At 72.4% G+C, this 19042-nt stretch carries 16 protein-coding genes; 2 read left to right on the top strand and 14 right to left on the bottom strand.

The window, feature by feature from the left end; genetic code table 11:
* Positions 1 to 18 precede the first annotated feature (18 nt).
* Complete coding sequence (locus BM242_RS15865) at positions 19 to 924, top strand: LLM class flavin-dependent oxidoreductase (RefSeq protein WP_093839489.1); 906 nt, start codon at positions 19 to 21, stop codon at positions 922 to 924.
* A gap of 48 nt (positions 925 to 972) precedes the next feature.
* Here BM242_RS15865 and gltX read toward each other — a convergent pair whose 3' ends face one another.
* From gltX to BM242_RS15835, 6 genes are all read right to left on the bottom strand, one after another.
* Positions 973 to 2481, bottom strand: coding sequence for a glutamate--tRNA ligase (gene gltX, locus BM242_RS15860; RefSeq protein ID WP_245834131.1), 1509 nt, complete (start codon positions 2479 to 2481; stop codon positions 973 to 975).
* Positions 2474 to 3295, bottom strand: coding sequence for a fumarylacetoacetate hydrolase family protein (locus tag BM242_RS15855; RefSeq protein ID WP_093839631.1), 822 nt, complete (start codon positions 3293 to 3295; stop codon positions 2474 to 2476). The genes gltX and BM242_RS15855 overlap by 8 nt, the downstream gene beginning before the upstream one ends.
* Before the next feature lie 158 nt (positions 3296 to 3453).
* Positions 3454 to 4059 carry a GTP-binding protein gene (locus tag BM242_RS15850; RefSeq protein ID WP_093839630.1) on the bottom strand — a complete coding sequence of 202 codons (606 nt, stop codon included), beginning with the start codon at positions 4057 to 4059 and terminating at the stop codon, positions 3454 to 3456.
* A gap of 46 nt (positions 4060 to 4105) precedes the next feature.
* Positions 4106 to 4519, bottom strand: coding sequence for a DUF742 domain-containing protein (locus BM242_RS15845; protein ID WP_093839487.1), 414 nt, complete (start codon positions 4517 to 4519; stop codon positions 4106 to 4108).
* 79 nt (positions 4520 to 4598) lie between these two features.
* The gene (locus tag BM242_RS15840) at positions 4599 to 5012 is read right to left on the bottom strand and encodes a roadblock/LC7 domain-containing protein (RefSeq protein WP_093839629.1); all 414 of its coding nucleotides are present in this window, start codon (positions 5010 to 5012) and stop codon (positions 4599 to 4601) included.
* 11 nt (positions 5013 to 5023) lie between these two features.
* The gene (locus BM242_RS15835; protein WP_425443867.1) at positions 5024 to 8515 is read right to left on the bottom strand and encodes a sensor histidine kinase; all 3492 of its coding nucleotides are present in this window, start codon (positions 8513 to 8515) and stop codon (positions 5024 to 5026) included.
* Between the two features lie 601 nt (positions 8516 to 9116).
* Between BM242_RS15835 and BM242_RS15830 the strand changes: the two genes are divergently transcribed.
* Positions 9117 to 9314, top strand: a complete 198-nt coding sequence (locus BM242_RS15830) for a hypothetical protein (protein ID WP_093839485.1) — start codon at positions 9117 to 9119, stop codon at positions 9312 to 9314.
* Between the two features lie 98 nt (positions 9315 to 9412).
* On the opposite strand, the gene BM242_RS15825 is transcribed toward BM242_RS15830, so the two are convergent.
* From BM242_RS15825 to BM242_RS15790, 8 genes are all read right to left on the bottom strand, one after another.
* Complete coding sequence (locus BM242_RS15825) at positions 9413 to 9640, bottom strand: acyl-CoA carboxylase subunit epsilon (RefSeq protein WP_093839484.1); 228 nt, start codon at positions 9638 to 9640, stop codon at positions 9413 to 9415.
* A 35-nt stretch (positions 9641 to 9675) separates the two neighbouring features.
* A complete protein-coding gene (locus tag BM242_RS15820; RefSeq protein ID WP_093839483.1) occupies positions 9676 to 11271 on the bottom strand; it encodes an acyl-CoA carboxylase subunit beta in 1596 nt (531 codons plus the stop codon).
* Between the two features lie 221 nt (positions 11272 to 11492).
* Positions 11493 to 13145 carry a citramalate synthase gene (cimA, locus tag BM242_RS15815; RefSeq protein ID WP_093839482.1) on the bottom strand — a complete coding sequence of 551 codons (1653 nt, stop codon included), beginning with the start codon at positions 13143 to 13145 and terminating at the stop codon, positions 11493 to 11495.
* 259 nt (positions 13146 to 13404) lie between these two features.
* Positions 13405 to 14508 (bottom strand): branched-chain amino acid aminotransferase, encoded by a 1104-nt coding sequence (locus BM242_RS15810; RefSeq protein ID WP_093839481.1) that lies wholly within the window; start codon positions 14506 to 14508, stop codon positions 13405 to 13407.
* A gap of 284 nt (positions 14509 to 14792) precedes the next feature.
* On the bottom strand, positions 14793 to 15836 hold the full coding sequence (locus tag BM242_RS15805) for a 3-isopropylmalate dehydrogenase (RefSeq protein WP_093839480.1): 1044 nt from the start codon (positions 15834 to 15836) through the stop codon (positions 14793 to 14795).
* 91 nt (positions 15837 to 15927) lie between these two features.
* The gene (locus BM242_RS30850; protein ID WP_093839479.1) at positions 15928 to 16062 is read right to left on the bottom strand and encodes a hypothetical protein; all 135 of its coding nucleotides are present in this window, start codon (positions 16060 to 16062) and stop codon (positions 15928 to 15930) included.
* 302 nt (positions 16063 to 16364) lie between these two features.
* Positions 16365 to 18023, bottom strand: coding sequence for an L-glutamate gamma-semialdehyde dehydrogenase (gene pruA / locus BM242_RS15795; protein ID WP_093839478.1), 1659 nt, complete (start codon positions 18021 to 18023; stop codon positions 16365 to 16367).
* Between the two features lie 72 nt (positions 18024 to 18095).
* Positions 18096 to 19022: a proline dehydrogenase family protein gene (locus BM242_RS15790; RefSeq protein ID WP_093839477.1), complete on the bottom strand. Its 927-nt coding sequence runs from the start codon at positions 19020 to 19022 to the stop codon at positions 18096 to 18098.
* Positions 19023 to 19042: the final 20 nt, after the last annotated feature.

Genomic DNA, 19042 nt, shown 5'->3' with positions numbered 1-19042 from the left:
GGTGCCTAGGGTGGGGGCATGGACTACGGGCGTGAGGTCGAATTCGGGGTGTTTCCGGAGCCCTCGGCGGAGAAGCTGCCCGAGGCGCTGTCGATGGCGCAGATCGCGGACCGGGAAGGGCTGGAGCTGGTCGGCATCCAGGACCACCCCTACCAGCGGCGCCACCTGGACACCTGGGCGCTGATGGGCGCGGTGCTGGCCGGGACGCAGCGGGTGCGGGTGTTCCCGGATGTGGCGAACCTGCCGCTGCGCGCCCCGGCGGTGATGGCCAAGACGGCGGCCAGTCTGGATCTGCTGTCCGGCGGCCGGTTCGAGCTCGGGCTGGGGGCGGGCTCGTTCTGGGAGGCCGTGGCGGCCATGGGCGGGAGCAGGCGCTCCCCCGGCGAGGCGTACGGGGCGCTGCGCGAGGCCGTCGAGGTGCTCCGGCTGATGTGGTCCGACGAGCGCTCGGTGCGCTACGAGGGGAAGCACTACCGGCTGGCCGGGGTGAAGCCGGGGCCCAGGCCGGCCCATCCGATCCCCGTCTGGCTGGGCGTGGGCGGCCCGCGGACGCTGGCGCTGTGCGGCCGGGTGGCGGACGGCTGGCTGCCGTCCAGCCCGTGGGCGCCGCCGGAGAAGCTGCCCGAGCTGAACGCCCGGATCGACGAGGCGGCTGCCGGCGCGGGACGCGAGCCGGGCGCGGTGCGCCGCCTCTACAACGTCTTCGGCATCATCACCGACGGGCCCTCGGAGGGCTTTCTGCGCGGGCCGGCCGAGCAGTGGGTGGCCGAGCTGACGGAACTGGCGCTGGTGCACGGCATGGACGGCTTCGTCTTCGGCCCGGCGGACGATCCGGTGCGGCAGACCCACCGCTTCGCCGCCGAGGTGGTCCCGGCGGTGCGCCGGGCGGTCGCCCAGGAGCGCATCCGGCGCACCACGCGGTGAACCCCCGCCCCGGCGGCCGGGGGCGGGGGGGCGGGCGGTCAGGTCCGGTCAGGCCGCGGTCAGGCGGGCCAGGGCGGCCTCGATGCGGGCGATGGTGCGCTCCCGGCCGAGGACTTCGAGGGACTCGAAGAGGGGCAGGCCGACGGTGCGGCCGGTGACCGCCACCCGCACCGGGGCCTGGGCCTTGCCCAGCTTCAGGCCGTGTTCCTCGCCGGCCGCCAGCACCGCCGCCTTGAGGGCCTCGGCGTTCCAGTCGGCGGCCAGCAGCCGGGCCCGCGCGGTGCGCAGCAGCTCCGCCGCGCCGGGCTTCATGGCCTTGTGCCAGGACGGCTCGTGGAAGACGGGCTCGTCCAGGAAGAGGAAGTCCACGTTGTCGGTGATGTCGGAGAGCACGGTGACCCGGGTCTGGGCCAGCGGGGCCAGGGCGGCGAACGCCGCCGGGTCGTAGGCCTCCGGCTTCCAGGGGGCGTGCGGGGCGGCCAGCCAGGGGCCGCAGCGCTCGATGAAGCTCTCCACCGGCAGGTCCCGGATGTGGGTGGCGTTGATGGCCTCGCACTTCTTGAGGTCGAAGCGGGCCGGGTTGGCGTTGACCGCGTGGATGTCGAAGGCGGCCGTCATCTCCGCCATGGTGAAGATGTCGCGGTCCTCGGCGATCGACCAGCCCAGCAGCGCCAGGTAGTTGAGCAGGCCCTCGGGCAGGAAGCCGCGCTCCCGGTAGATGTTGAGCGAGGACTCCGGCTCGCGCTTGGAGAGCTTCTTGTTGCCCTCCCCCATCACATAGGGCAGATGGCCGAACTCGGGGAGGAAGCCGGGGCCCACGCCGATGTCGGACAGCGCACGGTAGAGGGCGATCTGCCGGGGGGTGGAGGAGAGCAGGTCCTCGCCGCGCAGCACATGCGTGATGTTCATCAGCGCGTCGTCCACCGGGTTGACCAGGGTGTAGAGCGGGGCGCCGCCGGCCCGGACGATGCCGTAGTCGGTGACGTTCTCCGGGGTGAAGGTCAGCTCGCCGCGCACCAGGTCGGTGAAGGTGATGGGCTCGTCGGGCATCCGGAACCGCACCACCGGCCGGCGGCCCTCGGCCAGGAAGCCGGCGATCTCCTCCTCGGTGAGGGAGCGGCAGCGGCCGTCGTAGCCGGACGGGCGGCCGGCGGCGCGGGCCAGTTCGCGGCGGCGGTCCAGCTCCTCCTGGGTGCAGTAGCAGTGGTAGGCGTATCCGGCGTCCAGCAGCCGGGCGGCCACGTTCCGGTAGATGTCCATCCGCTCGGACTGGCGGTAGGGCGCGTGCGGCCCGCCGATCCCGGGGCCCTCGTCCCAGTCCAGGCCGAGCCAGCGCAGTGAGTCCAGCAGCTGGAGGTAGGACTCCTCGGAGTCCCGGGCGGCGTCGGTGTCCTCGATCCGGAAGACCAGGGTGCCGCCGTGATGCCGGGCGAAGGCCCAGTTGAACAGGGCGGTGCGGACGAGTCCGACATGCGGGTTGCCGGTCGGCGAGGGGCAGAACCGGACCCGCACCGGGCGGGCCGGGGACGCGGCGGAGGGGGCGGAGGGGCTAGTCACGCGTGGCCACCTTGTTGGTGAGTGTGCCGATGCCTTCGATGCTGACGGCGACCTCGTCGCCGACATGGAGCGGGCCCACGCCCGCGGGGGTGCCGGTGAGGATGACGTCCCCCGGCAGCAGGGTCATGGCCGCGGTGATGTGCACGATGAGATCGGCGACATCCCGGACCATCTCGCTGGTGCGGCCGAGCTGGCGCTGCTCGCCATTGACCGTGCAGATCATCGCCAGATCGGATGGATCCAGCTCCGTCTCCACCCAGGGGCCCAGCGGGCAGGAGGAGTCGAAGCCCTTGGCCCGCGCCCACTGGTCCTCGGAGCGCTGGATGTCCCGCGCGGTGATGTCATTGGCGCAGGTGTAGCCGAGGATCACCTCCGCCGCCCGCTCCCGCGGCACGTCCTTGCACAGCCGGCCGATGACCACGGCCAGTTCGGCCTCGTGGTGCACCTCGGTGGAGAAACCCGGGTAGACGATCTCGTCCCCCGGGCCGATCACCGAGGTGGACGGCTTGAAGAACACCACCGGCACCTGCGGGACCTCATGGCCCAGCTCCCGCGCGTGCTCGGCGTAGTTGCGGCCGACGGCCACCACCTTGCTGGGCAGGACCGGCGGCAGCAGCCGCACCTGGTCCATCGGCACCAGCTTGCCCGACCGGTCGAAGTCCCCGAAGGGATGGCCCTTGATGATGTCCAGGGCCAGACCTGCGGTCGGCCGGGAGACAGCCCCGGCGGCGGCCCCGCCGGGCTCCCCTTCGGGGGCGGGGACCACCACGCCGAAGCCGACGGTGCCGTCGATGGAGAATCTGGCGATGCGCACCGGGTGTGCTGCCCTTCTTCGCTGTGACTGGTGTGGCTGATGTCTCAGCGTAACGGTCGCCGCCGGGGAGCCGGACGGCGCCTGCCCGCCGGCAGCTCCGGCGGGCAGGGAAAGGCGTGCGGCCCGGCCCGGCGGCGGGCCGGGCGGGCGGCGGCGCGTCAGCGCAGCCGGGCCATCAGCGCGTGCTCGACCAGGGTGATCAGGGTGGACTTGGCCTCCGCGCGGTGCCGCGCGTCGGTGATGATGATCGGCGTGTCCTGGCCGAGCTGGAGCGCCTCGCGGACCTCGTCCGGCGAGTACGGCTGGTGGCCGTCGAAGCCGTTCAGCGCCACCACGAAGGGCAGCCCGCTGTTCTCGAAGTAGTCCACCGCCGGGAAGCAGTCCGCCAGCCTGCGGGTGTCCACCAGCACCACCGCGCCGATGGCACCGCGGACCAGATCGTCCCACATGAACCAGAACCGGTCCTGACCGGGCGTACCGAACAGGTACAGAATCAGATCCTGGTCCAGCGTGATCCGGCCGAAGTCCATCGCCACCGTGGTGGTGGTCTTGCCCGCCGTGTGGGTCAGATCGTCGATCCCGGCCGAGGCGGACGTCATCACGGCCTCGGTACGCAGCGGATTGATCTCCGACACAGCGCCCACAAACGTGGTCTTGCCCACGCCGAACCCGCCCGCGATCACAATCTTCGCGGACGTGGTCGACGAACCGGGCACGGCGGCCGGGGCGCCGGAGGAGGCGGCGTATGCGGCGGCGTCCGGCAGGGCCGAACCGTTCGTCCCGGCCGCCGGGAACCCGCCGCCGGCCTGGCTAGAGCTTGCGAAGTCCACTGAGCACCCTCTCCAGCAGCGTCACGTCCGGCTGGCCGTTCGGGTCGCTGCCATGTCCAGGCTGATGGATGGCGACCAGTCCCGCCTCGGCGAGGTCCGCCACCAGGATCCGGGCCACCCCGAGCGGCATCGCCAGCAGCGCGGAGATCTCCGCGACCGATTTCACCTCGGGCAGGCAGAGCTGGCAGATCCGCTGATGCTCCGGCAGCAGCCCCTGCAACTGCATGGGTTCGACACTGGTGGACACCAGCGCCTCGATCGCCAGCTGGTAGCGCGGCCTGGTCCGGCCGCCCGTCATGGCGTACGGGCGGACCAGCGGCTGCTCCCCCTCGTCGTCGTACGGGCCGGGATCATGGGCTCCGTACGCACTCTGCGAGGGCGGCGGGGTGGTCATAGCTCCTCCGGGCGGGACATGAGGTCGGCGATGCGGACGATGGTGCTCATGTGCGTGTTGTGTGGGGGGAGCCGGGTTGTCAGGTGAGCAGACTTCCCTGGAGCTCGCTGCGGACTTCCGGTGTCAGTACCGAGCCCGCGCGGTCGACCAGCAAGGCCATTTCGTACCCGACCAGGCCGATGTCTGCCTCCGGATGCGCCAGCACCGCCAGTGACGACCCGTCGGAGATCGACATGAGGAAGAGGAAGCCGCGCTCCATCTCCACCACGGTCTGGCTCACCACGCCGCCCTCGAAGATCCGCGAGGCACCGGCCGTCAGGGACGTCAGGCCGGAGGCGACCGCGGCCAACTGGTCGGCACGGTCCCGCGGAAACCCCTCGGACATCGCGAGAAGCAGTCCGTCTGCGGAAACTACCACTGTGTGCGACACACCCGGGGTGTTGTCCACAAAACTGGTGATCAACCAGTTGAGGTTCTGCGCCGCCTGGCTCATGCGGGTCAACACTAACGCTCCTGCCGATAGGGGGCACCGAATCCGCCGTCCCGGCCGCCGGGGCCACCGGTCGCGGCTCCGGCCTGCCGGCCTTGCTGAATGCCCCTGCGGAGGCTGGTCAGCCGGCCCCGCACGTCCTCCGGAGCCCGGGAGACGTTCGGTCCGGCGGCCACGGCATCCCGCTCCTCGGCGGTGCCGGCCACCAGATTGGCGCGCGGCACCCGCCGGGGCAGTCCGGAGGCCGTGACGCCGCCCGCGGACGGGCCGGAGCGAAGCTGCTCGGCCCGGCGCCAGCGCTCGTCATTGGGCGAGGCGGCCCAGCCCACGGCGGTGCCGGTGTCCCCGGCGGGCTGTGCCGGGCCCCGGGGCGGAGCCGGCCGGCGGCCGGGCGGGGCCGGGGGGCCGACGGGCCGGTCCTGGGCGGTCCGGTGCGGGGCGGACGAGGCGGCGGGAGCCGAGGGCGGGGCCGTCCGGGCGGACGGCTGGGGGGACCCCGCGGACTCCCGCTGGGCGGCGGAGCGGACCCGGTTGCGGGAACCGAACCAGGTCGACTCCATTTCCTCGAAGATCGGCGTGCGTTCCGGCACGCGGTCCGGCCGGCTGGGGGCCGGGGGCAGGATGCCCTGATCCGCGGGCTGGTACTGGCCCGCCGGCGGGTAGGGCCCGTCCTGCGGGTAGGAGCCGTCCTGCGGGTAGGAGCCGGCGGGCGCCGGCTGCCCGGACTGCGGCACGGCCGGGAACTCGGCGGTGTCACCGGGACCGTCGCGGCGCACCGCGGGGCGCGGGAACTCACCGGTGTCGCCCGGCCCGTAGGGCGGGCCGCCGGCCGGCGGGCGCCGGTCCGCCTCCGGCCGCCGGAAGGCGGCCGGGCGCGGGAACTCGGCGGTGGACCTCAGCGCGTCGTCCCGCTCGGGGCGCGGCTCGTGCTGCGGCTCGTGGTGGCCGTCGTGGCCGCGCGGGTAGTCCACGGCGTCCCTGGCGGCCGGTATTCGTCCGCTGTCCTCCGCCGACCGGGCCCAGCTCGGCCGCGGCGGTTCCCCGGCCGGGCCGGAGCCGGACGCCTGCGCGCCGGCCGGCATGGCGGGCGAGCCGGGCCGTCCGCCGCGGCCGGGCAGCGCGGCCCGGGCCGGGGTGGAGGGCACCTGCTGCGGGGCCTCCCGGTCGCCGCCGCGGGTGGGCAGCGCGCCCGGGCCGGGCCGGGCCGGGTCCGGGGTGCGGCGGGGCATCGGGCCCTCACGCTGGAGGGTGGCGGTGGCCGGTCCGCCGCCGCCCGGCCCGGAGGGCCGGCGGTCGGCGCCGGCGCCCGCGCCGGCCTGGGCGCCGGGCCTGCCGCCCCGGCCGCCCTGGACCACATCGGCGGGCAGCATCACCAGAGCGGTGGTGCCGCCGGAGTCGGAGGGGCGCAGCTGCACCCGGATGCCGTGCCGCAGGGACAGCCGGCCGACCACGAACAGACCCATCCGGCGGGAGACCGAGACGTCCACGGTGGGCGGGTTGGCCAGCCGCTCGTTGATCTCGGCCAGGTCCTCCGGGGAGAGGCCGATGCCGGTGTCGTGGATCTCCACCAGCACCCGGCCGTCCGGCAGGGCATGGCCGGTGACCTTGACCTTGGTCTGCGGGGAGGAGAACGAGGTGGCGTTCTCCAGCAGCTCGGCCAGCAGGTGCACCAGGTCGTTGACCGCGCGTCCGGCCACCTCGGTCTTGGGGACGGCGGACAGCTCGATCCGCTCGTACTGCTCCACCTCGGAGGCGGCGGCCCGGAGCACGTCGACCAGCGGGACCGGCCGGGTCCACCGGCGGCCCGGCTCCTCGCCCGCGAGAACCAGCAGGTTCTCACCGTTGCGCCGCATGCGGGTGGCCAGGTGGTCCAGCTTGAACAGCGAGGCGAGCTGGTCCGGGTCGGCCTCGCGGGACTCCAGTTCGGAGATCAGCGAGAGCTGGCGCTGGATCAGGCCCTGGCTGCGGCGCGAGAGGTTGGTGAACATCGCGTTGACGTTGCCCCGCAGCTGGGCCTGTTCGGCCGCCAGCCGGACCGCCTCGCGGTGCACCTCGTCGAACGCCTGGGCCACCTTGCCGATCTCGTCCCGGGTGTAGACACCCACCGAGACCACGGAGGTGTCCACCTCCTCCGGGTTGTCGGCCTCGGACATCTGCTTGACCACCTCGGGCAGCCGCTTGTGGGCGACTTCCTGGGCGGTGTCCTGCAGCCGGCGCAGGGTGCGGACCATGGACCGGGCCACCACGAAGGCGCCGACCAGGGAGATGCCCAGCACCAGCAGGATCATGGCGCCGTTGAGGACGGCGTCCCGCTGGGCCTCGGCGCGCAGATCGCCGGCCTGCTTCTCCATCTCGTCGAGCAGCTCACGCTCGATCTTCTCCATCGCCTCGATCTTGGTGCGATCGAGCTCGAACCAGTCCAGATAGGTGCGGAACTGGTTGCGGATGTTGTCTTCCTTGGTGAAGACGGCCTCGGCCAGCTGCTCCGCCGCGACGATGTTGACGATCCCGCCGGAGATGGGCTGGAGCAGTTCCTGGGCGCGGTCGTTGTTGCCGTACAGCTCGCGGAAGCTGCGCAGGTCGGCCCGCTCGTTCTCCATGGCGGTCTTGCCGAACCGCCAGTCGGAGGGCGACAGCGCGGCCCGGCCGCCGTCGGTCTCGGCACGCGCGAAACCGGCGGTGATCATGGCCCGCTGGATGGAGGCCTGCTCCTTGGCGGAGGAGAAGGCGGCCAGCGCCCGGGTGGAGCGGATCATGTCCTGGTTGGAGGTGGCCTGCGCCATGTCCTGGGAGAGCGAGAGCAGCGACTCGATGAGCTGGTTGTAGGCGCTCACCGTCTGCGAGATGTAGGCCGGGTCGGTGTAGGCGTCGTCCCGGATGGAGGTGATCTTGTTGAGCTGCCGGCCGATCTCCAGCACGGCCGCGTTGATGCCCGCCAGCTCGTCGTCGTTGGGGTCGATCGACAGGGTGGCCTGGGCGAAGGCGCGGCGGGCGGAGTCGGTGGTGTCCCGGGAGCCGACCACGTCGTCGTGCTTGGCGGTGCGCCCGCTGATCATCGGGCCGGCCGAGCGGTCGCGCTCCTCCTGGAGGGCGGCGGCCAGCAGCGTGGCGTGGTGCGTCATGTCGGTGAGCAGACGCATGTTCTCCAGCTGGTCGACCTTTTCCATCGACTCCTGGATACGGAATGCGCCCAGCGAGGTGGCCGCGACCACCGGCAGGGCGATCAGCGAGACCAGCCGGGTGGAGATGCGCCAGTTGCGCAGTGCCAGCCGGGAGCCCGCGGGCGTGGGCCTGACGGCGGCGGCCGGCTTTCCGGCCGGCCGGCCGGAGGCGCGGTCGCCGGTGGGCGGCTCGGCGGGCGTACGCGCGCCGCCGTCCGCGGCCGGCGAGGGCATCTCGTCGGCCTGCACCGCGTGGACACGGTCGGGCGAGGAGCCGCGGCCAGGTGGGCCGCTCAGCCCCGCGTCGCCTGTCGCGCTGCCTTCCCTCTTGAAACGTCCCTGCACTTTAGCGTCGCAACCTCTGGACCAGGCGCCTCGCCGCGGGCGGCGTGACGGTATCGAGCCGGAAACCCCGGGTGCTTCCGACGGTCGTGGACAACCGGCGCGTCCCCTGTTCAGCCATGGTGCGGAGCGGACCGTGCGCCCGCTGCATCGGCTGTTCTCTCGCGGCGGTCCGTGGAATTCCAGCACAGTGCCGAGACCTCCAACAAGGGCTCGGGACACTCCCGTGACATCTTTGACCCTGCGCGCGGGGGTCATCACCCTGGGTGGAGACCAGGTGGCGGAATTGCGGCGGCAAAACGGGCATTTGCCCAGCTCCATTCCGGATCCCGGACATGACCTTGCCTTGTCCGGAGGTCGTACCGTGCGGGTGGATCAACGACGGAACCGGGGATTCCGCCCGGTTGTGTCCCGATTTGACGGGGGCGGCCCACTGTCGGAAAAATCCTTTTTGTCGGGCCTCCGGTGAGGAAACTCACATGCGGGTGGTGAGCCGTTGTGCGGCGGCGCCCACGCGCCACGGCCTACTCTCGGAGGTCTACGGCTGGACAGAGCAGCCGGAAATGTCAAGGCCCCGTCAAGGACCACTCAAGAGGACAACTCCGTGAAGACCACCATTCCGATGCGTATGCTCGCCAACCCCCGTCGCACCACGCTGGTGCATCTGGAGAGCGCCGACGAGCTCCGGCCCTCGGTGGCGGCCGGCGGGCGTCCGGAGGCGGAACTGCCCAGCAACACCGCCAACCCGGCTCGCACCGTCCTCGTGGAAGCCCCCAGGACCAACGGTGTCATGACCCGCTGATCACCTGTTCGTCTGTTCACCCGGTCACCGAAGGCCCCCGCCGACCCGTCAAGGGCGCGGCGGGGGCCTTCGTATGCCCGCGCGGCGGACGCGCGCGCTCAGCCCTGCCAGCTGTGCGGGGCGCGGAAGCCGGGGGTGCGCTCCAGCCGGCGCCAGCCGGCCGTGGAGCGGGCCTGCCCGCCGGTCCGGCCGGCCTCGCCGGCCTCCCCCTCCGGCCCGGCCGCCTGGGCGCGGGCGATCAGCAGCGCGGTGACGGCGGCCAGCTCCTCCTCGCTGGCCTCGCCCTTCTCCACGCGGACGAGGCGCGGGTCGGTGCTCGTGCTCATGGCCCTCTCCTTCACAAGGCTCGGGGGACGGGTGGTCACTGGGGCGGGTTGCCGTGCTTGCGGGACGGCAGGTCGGCGTGCTTGCTGCGGAGCATGGCCAGCGAGCGGATCAGCACCTCGCGGGTCTCGGCCGGGTCGATCACATCGTCGACCAGGCCGCGCTCGGCCGCGTAGTAGGGGTGCATCAGCTCCGCCTTGTACTCCTTCACCAGCCGGACGCGGGCGGCCTCCGGGTCGTCCGCCGCGGCGATCTGCCGGCGGAAGATCACATTGGCCGCGCCCTCCGCGCCCATCACGGCGATCTCGTTGGTGGGCCAGGCGAAGGTCAGGTCGGCCCCGATGGACTGGGAGTCCATCACGATGTAGGCGCCGCCGTAGGCCTTGCGCAGCACCACCGAGATCCGCGGCACCGTGGCGTTGCAGTAGGCGTACAGCAGCTTGGCGCCGTGGCGGATGATCCCACCGTGCTCCTGGCCCACCCCGGGCAGAAAGCCGGGCACGTCCAGCAGGGTGAGGATCGGGATGTTGAAGGCGTCGCACATCTGCACGAAGCGGGCGGCCTTCTCGCTGGCGTGGATGTCCAGCACCCCGGCCAGCGACTGCGGCTGGTTGGCCACGATGCCGACCACATGGCCGTCCATCCGGGCCAGCGCGCAGAGGATGTTGTTCGCCCAGCGCTCGTGGACCTCCAGATACTCGCCCTCGTCCACCAGCTCCTCGATCACCTGCCGCATGTCGTACGGCCGGTTGCCGTCGGCCGGCACCAGGTCCAGCAGCGAGTCGCCGCGCCGGTCCACCGGGTCCTCGGTGGTCTGGGCCGGCGGGTTCTCCCGGTTGTTCTGCGGCAGCAGCGAGAGCAGGTAGCGGACCTCCTCCAGGCACGACTCCTCGTCGTCGTAGACGAAGTGCGCCACCCCGGAGGTGCCGGCGTGCACATCGGCGCCGCCCAGCCCGTTGTGGGTGATGTCCTCGCCGGTGACCGCCTTGACCACGTCCGGGCCGGTGATGAACATCTGCGAGGTCTCGCGGACCATGAAGACGAAGTCGGTCAGCGCCGGGGAGTAGGCCGCGCCGCCCGCGCAGGGGCCGAGCATCACCGAGATCTGCGGGATCACCCCGGAGGCCCGGGTGTTGCGCTGGAAGATGCCGCCGTAGCCGGCCAGCGCGGAGACACCCTCCTGGATACGGGCGCCGGCGCCGTCGTTCAGGGACACCAGCGGCGCCCCGGCGGCGATGGCCTTGTCCATGATCTTGTGGATCTTCTGGGCGTGGGCCTCGCCCAGCGCGCCGCCGAAGATCCGGAAGTCATGCGCGTAGACGAAGACCGTCCGGCCGTGCACGGTTCCCCAGCCGGTGATCACGCCGTCCGTGTACGGCCGCTTGGCCTCCAGGCCGAAGCCGGTGGCACGGTGCCGGCGCAGCGGCTCGACCTCGCGGAAGCTTCCCTCGTCCAGCAGCAGTTCGATGCGCTCGCGCGCGGTGAGCTTGCCCCGGGCGTGCTGGGCGGCCGTCGCCTTCTCCCCCGGCCCCCGGACGACCTGCTCACGGATCGCACGCAGCTCGGCCACCCGGCCGTGGGCGTCGGTTTCCGCCGGCGCTTCGGGGGCCACTGTCTGAGCGTGATCGGTCATGTATAGACCCTACGAAACGGGGCGCCCGGAGCTCCTCGTCAGATTCGTACAGTCTCCACCGTGATTTGATGGCCCTGCCGGACAGAAGCGGGGAACCGGATTCCGGGTGTTCACCGGTCCGTACAGTGCGGGAGGGGCAGGCGTTATGGGGTTCCCATAAAACCCGCCCATCGCGTCACAGCAGGCGCGCACAAGCTGTCCGAAGGCGCCCGCGAGGCCCTTCACTCCGAGGGCTCAAGCCCGGCTCGAACCAGACCGTAGGTGTAGGCATCGTCCAAAGCCTGCCACGAGGCGGCAATCACATTTCCGGCCACCCCCACGGTGGACCACTCCTCGGTGCCGTCACTGGTAGTGACCAGAACCCGGGTGGTGGAGGAGGTGCCCTGGGTGCCCTCCAGGATGCGGACCTTGTAGTCGACGAGCTGAAGCCGGGCGAGCTGCGGGAAATGCCGCTCCAGACCGCTGCGCAGCGCCCGGTCCAGGGCGTTGACCGGTCCGTTGCCCTCCCCCGCGGCGACGATCCGCTCGCCCTTCACCCGCAGCCGGACGATCGCCTCGTTGGCCACCGTGCCGTCGGTGCGCTGGTCGGTGATGGTGCGCCAGCCCTCCAGCCGGAAGAAGCGGCGGGAGCGGCCCTGCACCTCGTCGCGGAGCAGCAGTTCGAAGGAGGCGTCGGCGGCCTCGTAGGTGTAGCCCTGGAGTTCCCGCTCCTTGACCCGCTCCACGATCCGGCCGACCAGCTCCCGGTTGCCGGAGCCGGACAGGTCGTAGCCCAGTTCCTTGCCCTTGAGCTCCACCGACGCGCGGCCGGCCATGTCGGAGACCAGCATCCGCATGGAGTTGCCGACCAGTTCGGGGTCGATGTGCTGGTAGAGATCGGGGTTGACCTTGATGGCGGAGGCGTGCAGCCCGGCCTTGTGGGCGAAGGCGGAGATCCCGACATAGGGCTGGTGGGTGGCCGGGGTGAGATTGACCACCTCGGCGATGGCGTGCGAGATCCGGGTCATCTCCTTGAGCGCGCCCTCGGGCAGCACCCGGCGGCCGTACTTCAGCTCCAGGGCGGCGACCACCGGGAAGAGGTTGGCGTTGCCGACCCGCTCGCCGTAGCCGTTGGCGGTGCACTGCACATGGGTGGCGCCGCCGTCCACCGCGGCCAGGGTGTTGGCCACCGCGCAGCCGGTGTCGTCCTGGGCGTGGATGCCCAGCCGGGCGCCGGTGTCGGCCAGCACGGTGCGCACCACGGCCTGCACCTGGGCCGGCAGCATCCCGCCGTTGGTGTCGCAGAGCACCACCACCTCGGCACCGGCGGTGTACGCGGTGCGCACCACCTCCTTGGCGTACTCCGGATTGGCGGTGTAGCCGTCGAAGAAGTGCTCGCAGTCCACGAACACCCGGCGGCCCTGCTCGCGCAGATGGGCCACGGTGTCGCGGACCATGGCGAGGTTCTCCTCCAGGGTGGTGCGCAGCGCCTGGGCCACATGGGCGTCGTGCGACTTGGCCACCACGCAGACCACCGGGGCGCCGGAGTCCAGCAGGGCGCGGACCTGGGGATCGCCGGCGGCGGTGGCACCGGCCTTGCGGGTGGCGCCGAAGGCGACGAGCTTGGCGTGGCGGAAATCGATCTCCCGGCGGGCCCGCTCGAAGAACTCCGTGTCCCGGGGATTGGCGCCCGGCCAGCCGCCCTCGATGAAGCCGACGCCGAACTCGTCCAGAAAGCGGGCGATGGCCAGTTTGTCGGCGACGGTGAGATTGATGCCCTCGCGCTGTGCGCCGTCGCGCAGCGTGGTGTCGAAGACATGCAGGGCCTCCCGCTCCGGGGGCGGGGCGGCATCCGGGGCGGTGTCCGCGGCGGTGTCCGAGGCTTCGGTGGTCATGGGCCGGGTGACTCCTGTCGGGAAGGTACCGGAAAACGAAAAGACCTCTCGCGGATGCGAGAGGTCTGCGCGCGGGTCGACGGCGAGGTGTTCCGCTGCCGCCGGGTGGTACGGCGTTCAGCGGTCCCTGCGGACCGGCGCGCTGTCACCGATAATCATGGTGAACGAGTGCACGGTGGGAGTCTCCCACAACGGGACGGGCGGCTGCATCCGCCACCCGCCCCGTCTCACCATCCGGACATCGGGCCGCCGGCGGTGCTCAGCCGATGCGGTGCATCCAGCCGTGGGTGTCCTCCGCGCGGCCGGTCTGGATGGCCAGCAGCCGCTCGCGCAGCCGCAGGGTGACCGGTCCGGGCTCGCCGCTGCCCACCGTCCAGGAGGCGCGGCGCGACTTGACCGCGCCGACCGGGGTGATGACCGCGGCGGTGCCGCAGGCGAAGACCTCCGACAGCGAGCCGTCGGCGTTGCCCGCCCGCCAGTCGTCGGTGGAGATCCGCACCTCGGCGGTGCGGTGGCCGAGGTCCTCGGCCACCTGGAGCAGCGAGAGCCGGGTGATGCCGGGCAGCAGGGTGCCGGTCAGCTCCGGAGTCTCGATGACCGCGTCCGGGCCGGTGCCGCGCACGAAGTAGAGGTTCATGCCGCCCATCTCCTCGATCCAGCGGCGCTCCACCGCGTCCAGCCAGACCACCTGGTCGCAGCCCTGCCGGGCGGCCTCGGCCTGGGCGACCAGGGAGGCGGCGTAGTTGCCGGCGCACTTGGCCTCGCCGGTGCCGCCGGGGGCGGCCCGCACATACTCCTCGGAGAGCCAGACGGTGACCGGCTTGACACCGCCGGCGAAGTAGGCGCCGGCCGGGGAGGCGATCACCATGAACAGGTACTCGCCGGCCGGCCTGACGCCCAGCCCCACCTCGTTGGCGAACATGAACGGCCGCAGGTACAGCGACTGCTCTCCCTCGCCGGGCACCCAGGCCCTGTCCTGCCCGACCAGCAGGTCGATGGCCTCGACAAAGGTCTCCACGGGCAGCTCGGGCATGGCCATCCGGCGGGCCGAGCGCTGGAAGCGGCGGGCGTTCTCCTCCGGGCGGAAGGTGGCCACGCCGCCGTCCGGCTGCCGGTACGCCTTCAGCCCTTCGAAGATGGACTGGGCGTAGTGCAGCGTCATGTTCGCCGGGTCCATCTCCAGCGGGGCATAGGGGCGGAGCTGTGCGTCGTGCCAGCCGCGGCCCTCGGTCCACCTGATGGTGACCATGTGGTCGGTGAAGTGGCGGCCGAAGCCGGGGTTGGCCAGGATGGCCTCCCGCTCGGCGGCCGGGAGGGGGTGGGCGGAGGGCTTGAGATCGAATGCGATCCGCGGGGTCGTCATGTGTGCGCGTCCTTCGCTGTTCTGGTCGGGCGGACCGCGCTTCCCCGGAGTCTGACTCGGCACGCCGGCCGGCCGGCGGTAGTAGGACGTCCAAGCACTGGGGTGTACGGCGGCCCCGGTCCGATTATCGCGCGGGGCGGGCGCCATGCACCCCATGCGGGGAAATCGGCGGCCCGGAGTTCGGGCGGTGCGGGGGCGGGACTGCCCCGATACTGGCACCGGACCGCCGGATTGCCCAGCGGCCCGGTAACGGCCGCTGGGCGGGGTGGACGGGCGGCGGCCGGCTAGCCGGATACTCGCGCGGCCAGCGCGTCGCCGATCTGGTCCGTGGTGCGCGCGGTGGCGGCGGAACGGGCCGCGAGATCGGCGGTGACCGCCTCCTCGATGCGGGCGGCCCCGGCGGGGTGGCCGAGGTGGCGCAGCAGGAGGGCGACGGAGAGCACGGTGGCGGTGGGGTCGGCCTTGCCGGTGCCCGCGATGTCCGGTGCGGAACCGTGCACCGGCTCGAACATCGAGGGGAAGGCGCCGGCCGGGTTGATGTTCCCGGAGGCGGCCAGGCCGATGCCGCCGGTGATGGCGGCGGCGAGGTCGGTGAGGATGTCGCCGAAGAGGTTGTCGGTGACGATCACGTCGAACCGCTGCGGCTGGGTGACCATGAAGATGGTGGCGGCGTCGACATGCAGGTAGTCGGTGGTCACCTCGGGGTATTCGCGGCCGATCCGCTCGACCGTGCGGCTCCAGAGGTGACCGGCGTGCACCAGGACGTTGTTCTTGTGCACCAGGGTGAGCTTCTTGCGCGGGCGGGCCTGGGCGCGCTCGAAGGCGTCGCGCACCACGCGCTCCACGCCGTAGGCGGTGTTCAGCGAGACCTCGGTGGCGACCTCGGCCGGGGTGCCGGTGCGCATCGAGCCGCCGTTGCCCACATAGGGGCCCTCGGTGCCCTCGCGGACCACCACGAAGTCGATCTGCGGTTCGCCGGCCAGCGGGCTCGCCGTATTGGGGAAGAGGCGGCTGGGGCGGAGGTTGACGTAGTGGTCGAAGGCGAAGCGCAGCTTCAGCAGCAGGCCGCGCTCCAGCACGCCGGAGGGCACGGAGGGATCGCCGATCGCGCCCAGCAGAATCGCGTCATGGCTCTGCAGCCGCTCCAGCTCGGCGTCCGGGAGCGTCTCGCCGGTGGCGTGCCAGCGCTGGGCGCCGAGTGCGTATTCGGTGGTCTCCAGCTTGATGTCGGCGGGAAGGACCGCGCCGAGGACCTTCAGTCCCTGCGCGACCACCTCCGGACCGATGCCGTCACCGGGAATCACCGCGAGATTGATGCTGCGAGCCATGGGGGGACCCTAGCGCCGTCCCAGCCTGCGGTCCGGCCGCGTCCGCCATTCGGACCGGGGGATCCGGGCGGCCGTTGCCGGGGCGGGCGGTTCAGCCGGCGGCGATGCCGCCGTTGTCCCGGCGGTCCAGGGCGCGCTGGAGGGCGGCGGCGGCCCGCCTGCGGTCGGCGGCGGCCTCGGGCCGGACGGCGTGCCGGCGGCGGGTCTTCTGGGTGGCGACGGGCATGGCGGAAGCTCCTTGGATCTGCGTCGGCAGGACGGCTGGAGGAACCTGACGAGCAGCCGCAACGGGCGGGGGCGCCGGGTGCGGCGGGGGTCTCCCGCGTCGTCGCACCGCGCCGGACACCGCCGGGCTCTGATGGAGCGTGACGATCGGCTTCCCACAAAAGTAGCGAGCCCGGGGAGTGCTGTCTCCCCAAATACTTGACCGTCCTAGTATGTGGACAGTGACGCCGCCCACATCGCCCCCGACCAGCACGGATCCGCCCGCCGCCGGGCCGGGCGGCGGGCGGGGCGGCGGCGGGGCGGTCAGCCCATGTGGGGGTAGCGGTAGTCGGTCGGGGGGGCCAGGTTCTCCTTGATGGCGCGGGTCTGTGTCCAGCGCATCAGGTTCTGCCGGGCGCCCGCCTTGTCATTGGTGCCGGAGGCCCGGCCGCCGCCGAAGGGCTGCTGGCCGACCACCGCGCCGGTCGGCTTGTCGTTGACGTAGAAGTTGCCGGCCGCGAACCGCAGCGTCTCGCAGGCCTCGGCGATGGCCGCGCGGTCGCGGGCCACCACCGCGCCGGTCAGCCCGTAGGGCGCCACCGACTCCATCTGGGCCAGCACGGCCCGGAACCTGGCGCCGTCGGCGTCGTCGGCGTCGTCGGCGTCGTCATAGACATGGACGGCCACGATCGGACCGAAGTACTCGGTGGTGAACACCTCGTTCTCCGGGTCGGAGCACAGGATCACGGTCGGCCGCACGAAGTAGCCCACCGAGTCGTCGTACTCGCCGCCGGCCACGATCTCGCAGCTCGGATCGGCCTTGGCCCGGTCGATGGCCGCCTTGCACTTGGCGAAGGCACGCTCGTCGATCACCGCCGACATGAAGTGGGACAGCTCGGTCACCGGCCCCATCGACAGGCCGTCCACCTCGGCCGTGAACTCCTCCCGGAAGCCGTTCTCCCAGATCGAGGCCGGGAGGTAGGCACGGGAGAGCGCCGAGCACTTCTGGCCCTGGTACTCGAAGGCGCCGCGGGTCATGGCGGTCTTCAGCACCGCCGGGTCGGCCGAGGAGTGCGCCACCAGGAAGTCCTTGCCGCCGGTCTCGCCGACCAGCCGCGGATAGGTCTTGTAGCCGGCGATGTTCTCGCCGACCGCCCGCCACAGGGCCTGGAAGGTGGCGGTGGAGCCGGTGAAGTGGATACCGGCCAGATCCGGGTGGCGCAGCGCCACCTCGGAGACGGCCAGCCCGTCGCCGGTGAGCAGATTGATCACGCCCGGCGGCAGCCCGGCCTCCTCCAGCAGCTCCATCAGCAGCACCGCGGCCCGGGTCTGGGTGGGCGAGGGCTTCCAGATCACCACATTGCCCATCAGCGCCGGGGCGGTGGGCAGATTGCCGGCGATGGCGGAGAAGTTGAACGGGGTGATGGCGTAGACGAAGCCCTCCAGCGGGCGGTGGTCCAGCCGGTTCCACACCCCGCGCTCATGGGCGACCGGCTGCTCGGCCAGGATCTGGCGCGCGTAGTGGACATTGAACCGCCAGAAGTCGATCAGCTCGCAGGGGGCGTCGATCTCGGCCTGCTGGGCGGTCTTGGACTGGCCGAGCATGGTGGCGGCGGCGATCCGCTCCCGCCAGGGCCCGGCCAGCAGCGCGGCGGCGCGCAGAAAGACCGCGGCGCGCTCGTCGAACGGCAGGGCGCGCCAGCGGGGTGCGGCGGCCAGGGCCGCCCCGATGGCGTCCCGGGCGTCCTGCTGTGTGGCGTTGGCACCGGTGCCGAGCACCCGCTTGTGGTCGTGCGGCTGCACCACGTCGAAGCGCCGGCCGCCGCCCATGCGCTTGACGCCGCCGATGGTCAGCGGCAGCTCGGCCGGGTTCTCGGCCAGCTCCCTGAGCTGCTGCTCAAGGCGGGCGCGTTCCGGGGTGCCGGGGGCGTAGGTGTGCACCGGCTCGTTCACCGGCGCGGGTACCTGGGTCACGGCGTCCATGGCCTTGGGCTCCTTCGGGGTCGGGTCGGGTCGGTCGTCGGGGGCCGGTGAGCTGAGGGGCGGGCGTGCGGGTCAGTGCCGGGTGGCCAGCGACCGCAGGAAGAAGGCGAGGTTGGCCGGTCGCTCGGCCAGCCGCCGCATGAAGTAGCCGTACCAGTCGCTGCCGTAGGGCACGTAGATGCGCATCCGGTGGCCGAGTCCGGCCAGCCGGAGCTGCTCGTTCTCCCGGATTCCGTAGAGCATCTGGAACTCGTACTCGTCCTTCTTGCGGCCGTGGCGGCGGGCCAGCTCCTGGGCGACGGCCACCAGCCGCGGGTCGTGGGTGGCGGCCATCGGGTATCCCCGGCCGGCCATCAGGATGCGCAGGCAGCGCACATAGGCGCGGTCCACCCGGTGCCGGTCCTGGTGGGCGACGGCCGCGGGCTCCCGGTAGGCGCCCTTGACCAGCCGCACCCGGGAACCCGGCCCGGCCAGCGCGCGGGCGTCCTCCTCGGTGCGGAAGAGGCAGGACTGGAGCACGGCGCCGGTGGCGGGGAAGCGGCGGCGCAGCTCCGTCAGCACGGCCAGCGTGGAGTCGGCCGTGGTGTGGTCCTCCATGTCCAGGGTGACGGTGGTGCCCGCCTCGGCGGCGGCCTCCACCACGGCCCCGGCGTTGCGCAGCGCGATGTCGTGGCCGCCCGGCAGCGCCTGGCCGAAGGCGGAGAGCTTCACCGAGATCTCGGCGCGTGCGCCCAGCCCCTCGGCGCGCAGTGCCTCGGCCAGGGCCAGGCAGGCGTCCCGGGCGCGCACCGCCCGCGTGGGGTCGGTGACGTCCTCGCCGAGGTGGTCCAGGGTGACCGTCAGGCCGCGTCCGGTCAGCGCGCGGACCGCGGTCAGCGCGTCGTCCAGCCGCTCACCGGCGATGAAGCGGTCCACCACGGAACGGGTGACCGGTGCCGAGGAGACGGCGCGGCGGATGGCGTCGCTGCGCGAGGCGGCGAGCAGCACGGGTCCGAACATCGGGCACCTCCGGACGGGGT

The organism is Streptomyces aidingensis (genome assembly GCF_900112355.1).
Taxonomy (GTDB): Bacteria; Actinomycetota; Actinomycetes; order Streptomycetales; family Streptomycetaceae; genus Streptomyces; species Streptomyces aidingensis.
This window is presented reverse-complemented; position numbering and strand designations above follow the sequence as displayed.

Bases quoted from the DNA above. Each gene is read 5' to 3' on its own strand.
- BM242_RS15865 (WP_093839489.1), top strand. From the start codon at position 19: ATGGACTACGGGCGTGAGGTCGAATTCGGGGTGTTTCCGGAGCCCTCG.
- BM242_RS30850 (WP_093839479.1), bottom strand. From the start codon at position 16,062: ATGCCCGTCGCCACCCAGAAGACCCGCCGCCGGCACGCCGTCCGGCCC.
- BM242_RS15825 (WP_093839484.1), bottom strand. From the start codon at position 9,640: ATGAGCACGAGCACCGACCCGCGCCTCGTCCGCGTGGAGAAGGGCGAG.
- BM242_RS15845 (WP_093839487.1), bottom strand. From the start codon at position 4,519: ATGACCACCCCGCCGCCCTCGCAGAGTGCGTACGGAGCCCATGATCCC.
- BM242_RS15805 (WP_093839480.1), bottom strand. From the start codon at position 15,836: ATGGCTCGCAGCATCAATCTCGCGGTGATTCCCGGTGACGGCATCGGT.
- BM242_RS15840 (WP_093839629.1), bottom strand. From the start codon at position 5,012: ATGAGCCAGGCGGCGCAGAACCTCAACTGGTTGATCACCAGTTTTGTG.
- BM242_RS15820 (WP_093839483.1), bottom strand. From the start codon at position 11,271: ATGACCGATCACGCTCAGACAGTGGCCCCCGAAGCGCCGGCGGAAACC.
- pruA (WP_093839478.1), bottom strand. From the start codon at position 18,023: ATGGACGCCGTGACCCAGGTACCCGCGCCGGTGAACGAGCCGGTGCAC.
- cimA (WP_093839482.1), bottom strand. From the start codon at position 13,145: ATGACCACCGAAGCCTCGGACACCGCCGCGGACACCGCCCCGGATGCC.
- BM242_RS15810 (WP_093839481.1), bottom strand. From the start codon at position 14,508: ATGACGACCCCGCGGATCGCATTCGATCTCAAGCCCTCCGCCCACCCC.
- BM242_RS15790 (WP_093839477.1), bottom strand. From the start codon at position 19,022: ATGTTCGGACCCGTGCTGCTCGCCGCCTCGCGCAGCGACGCCATCCGC.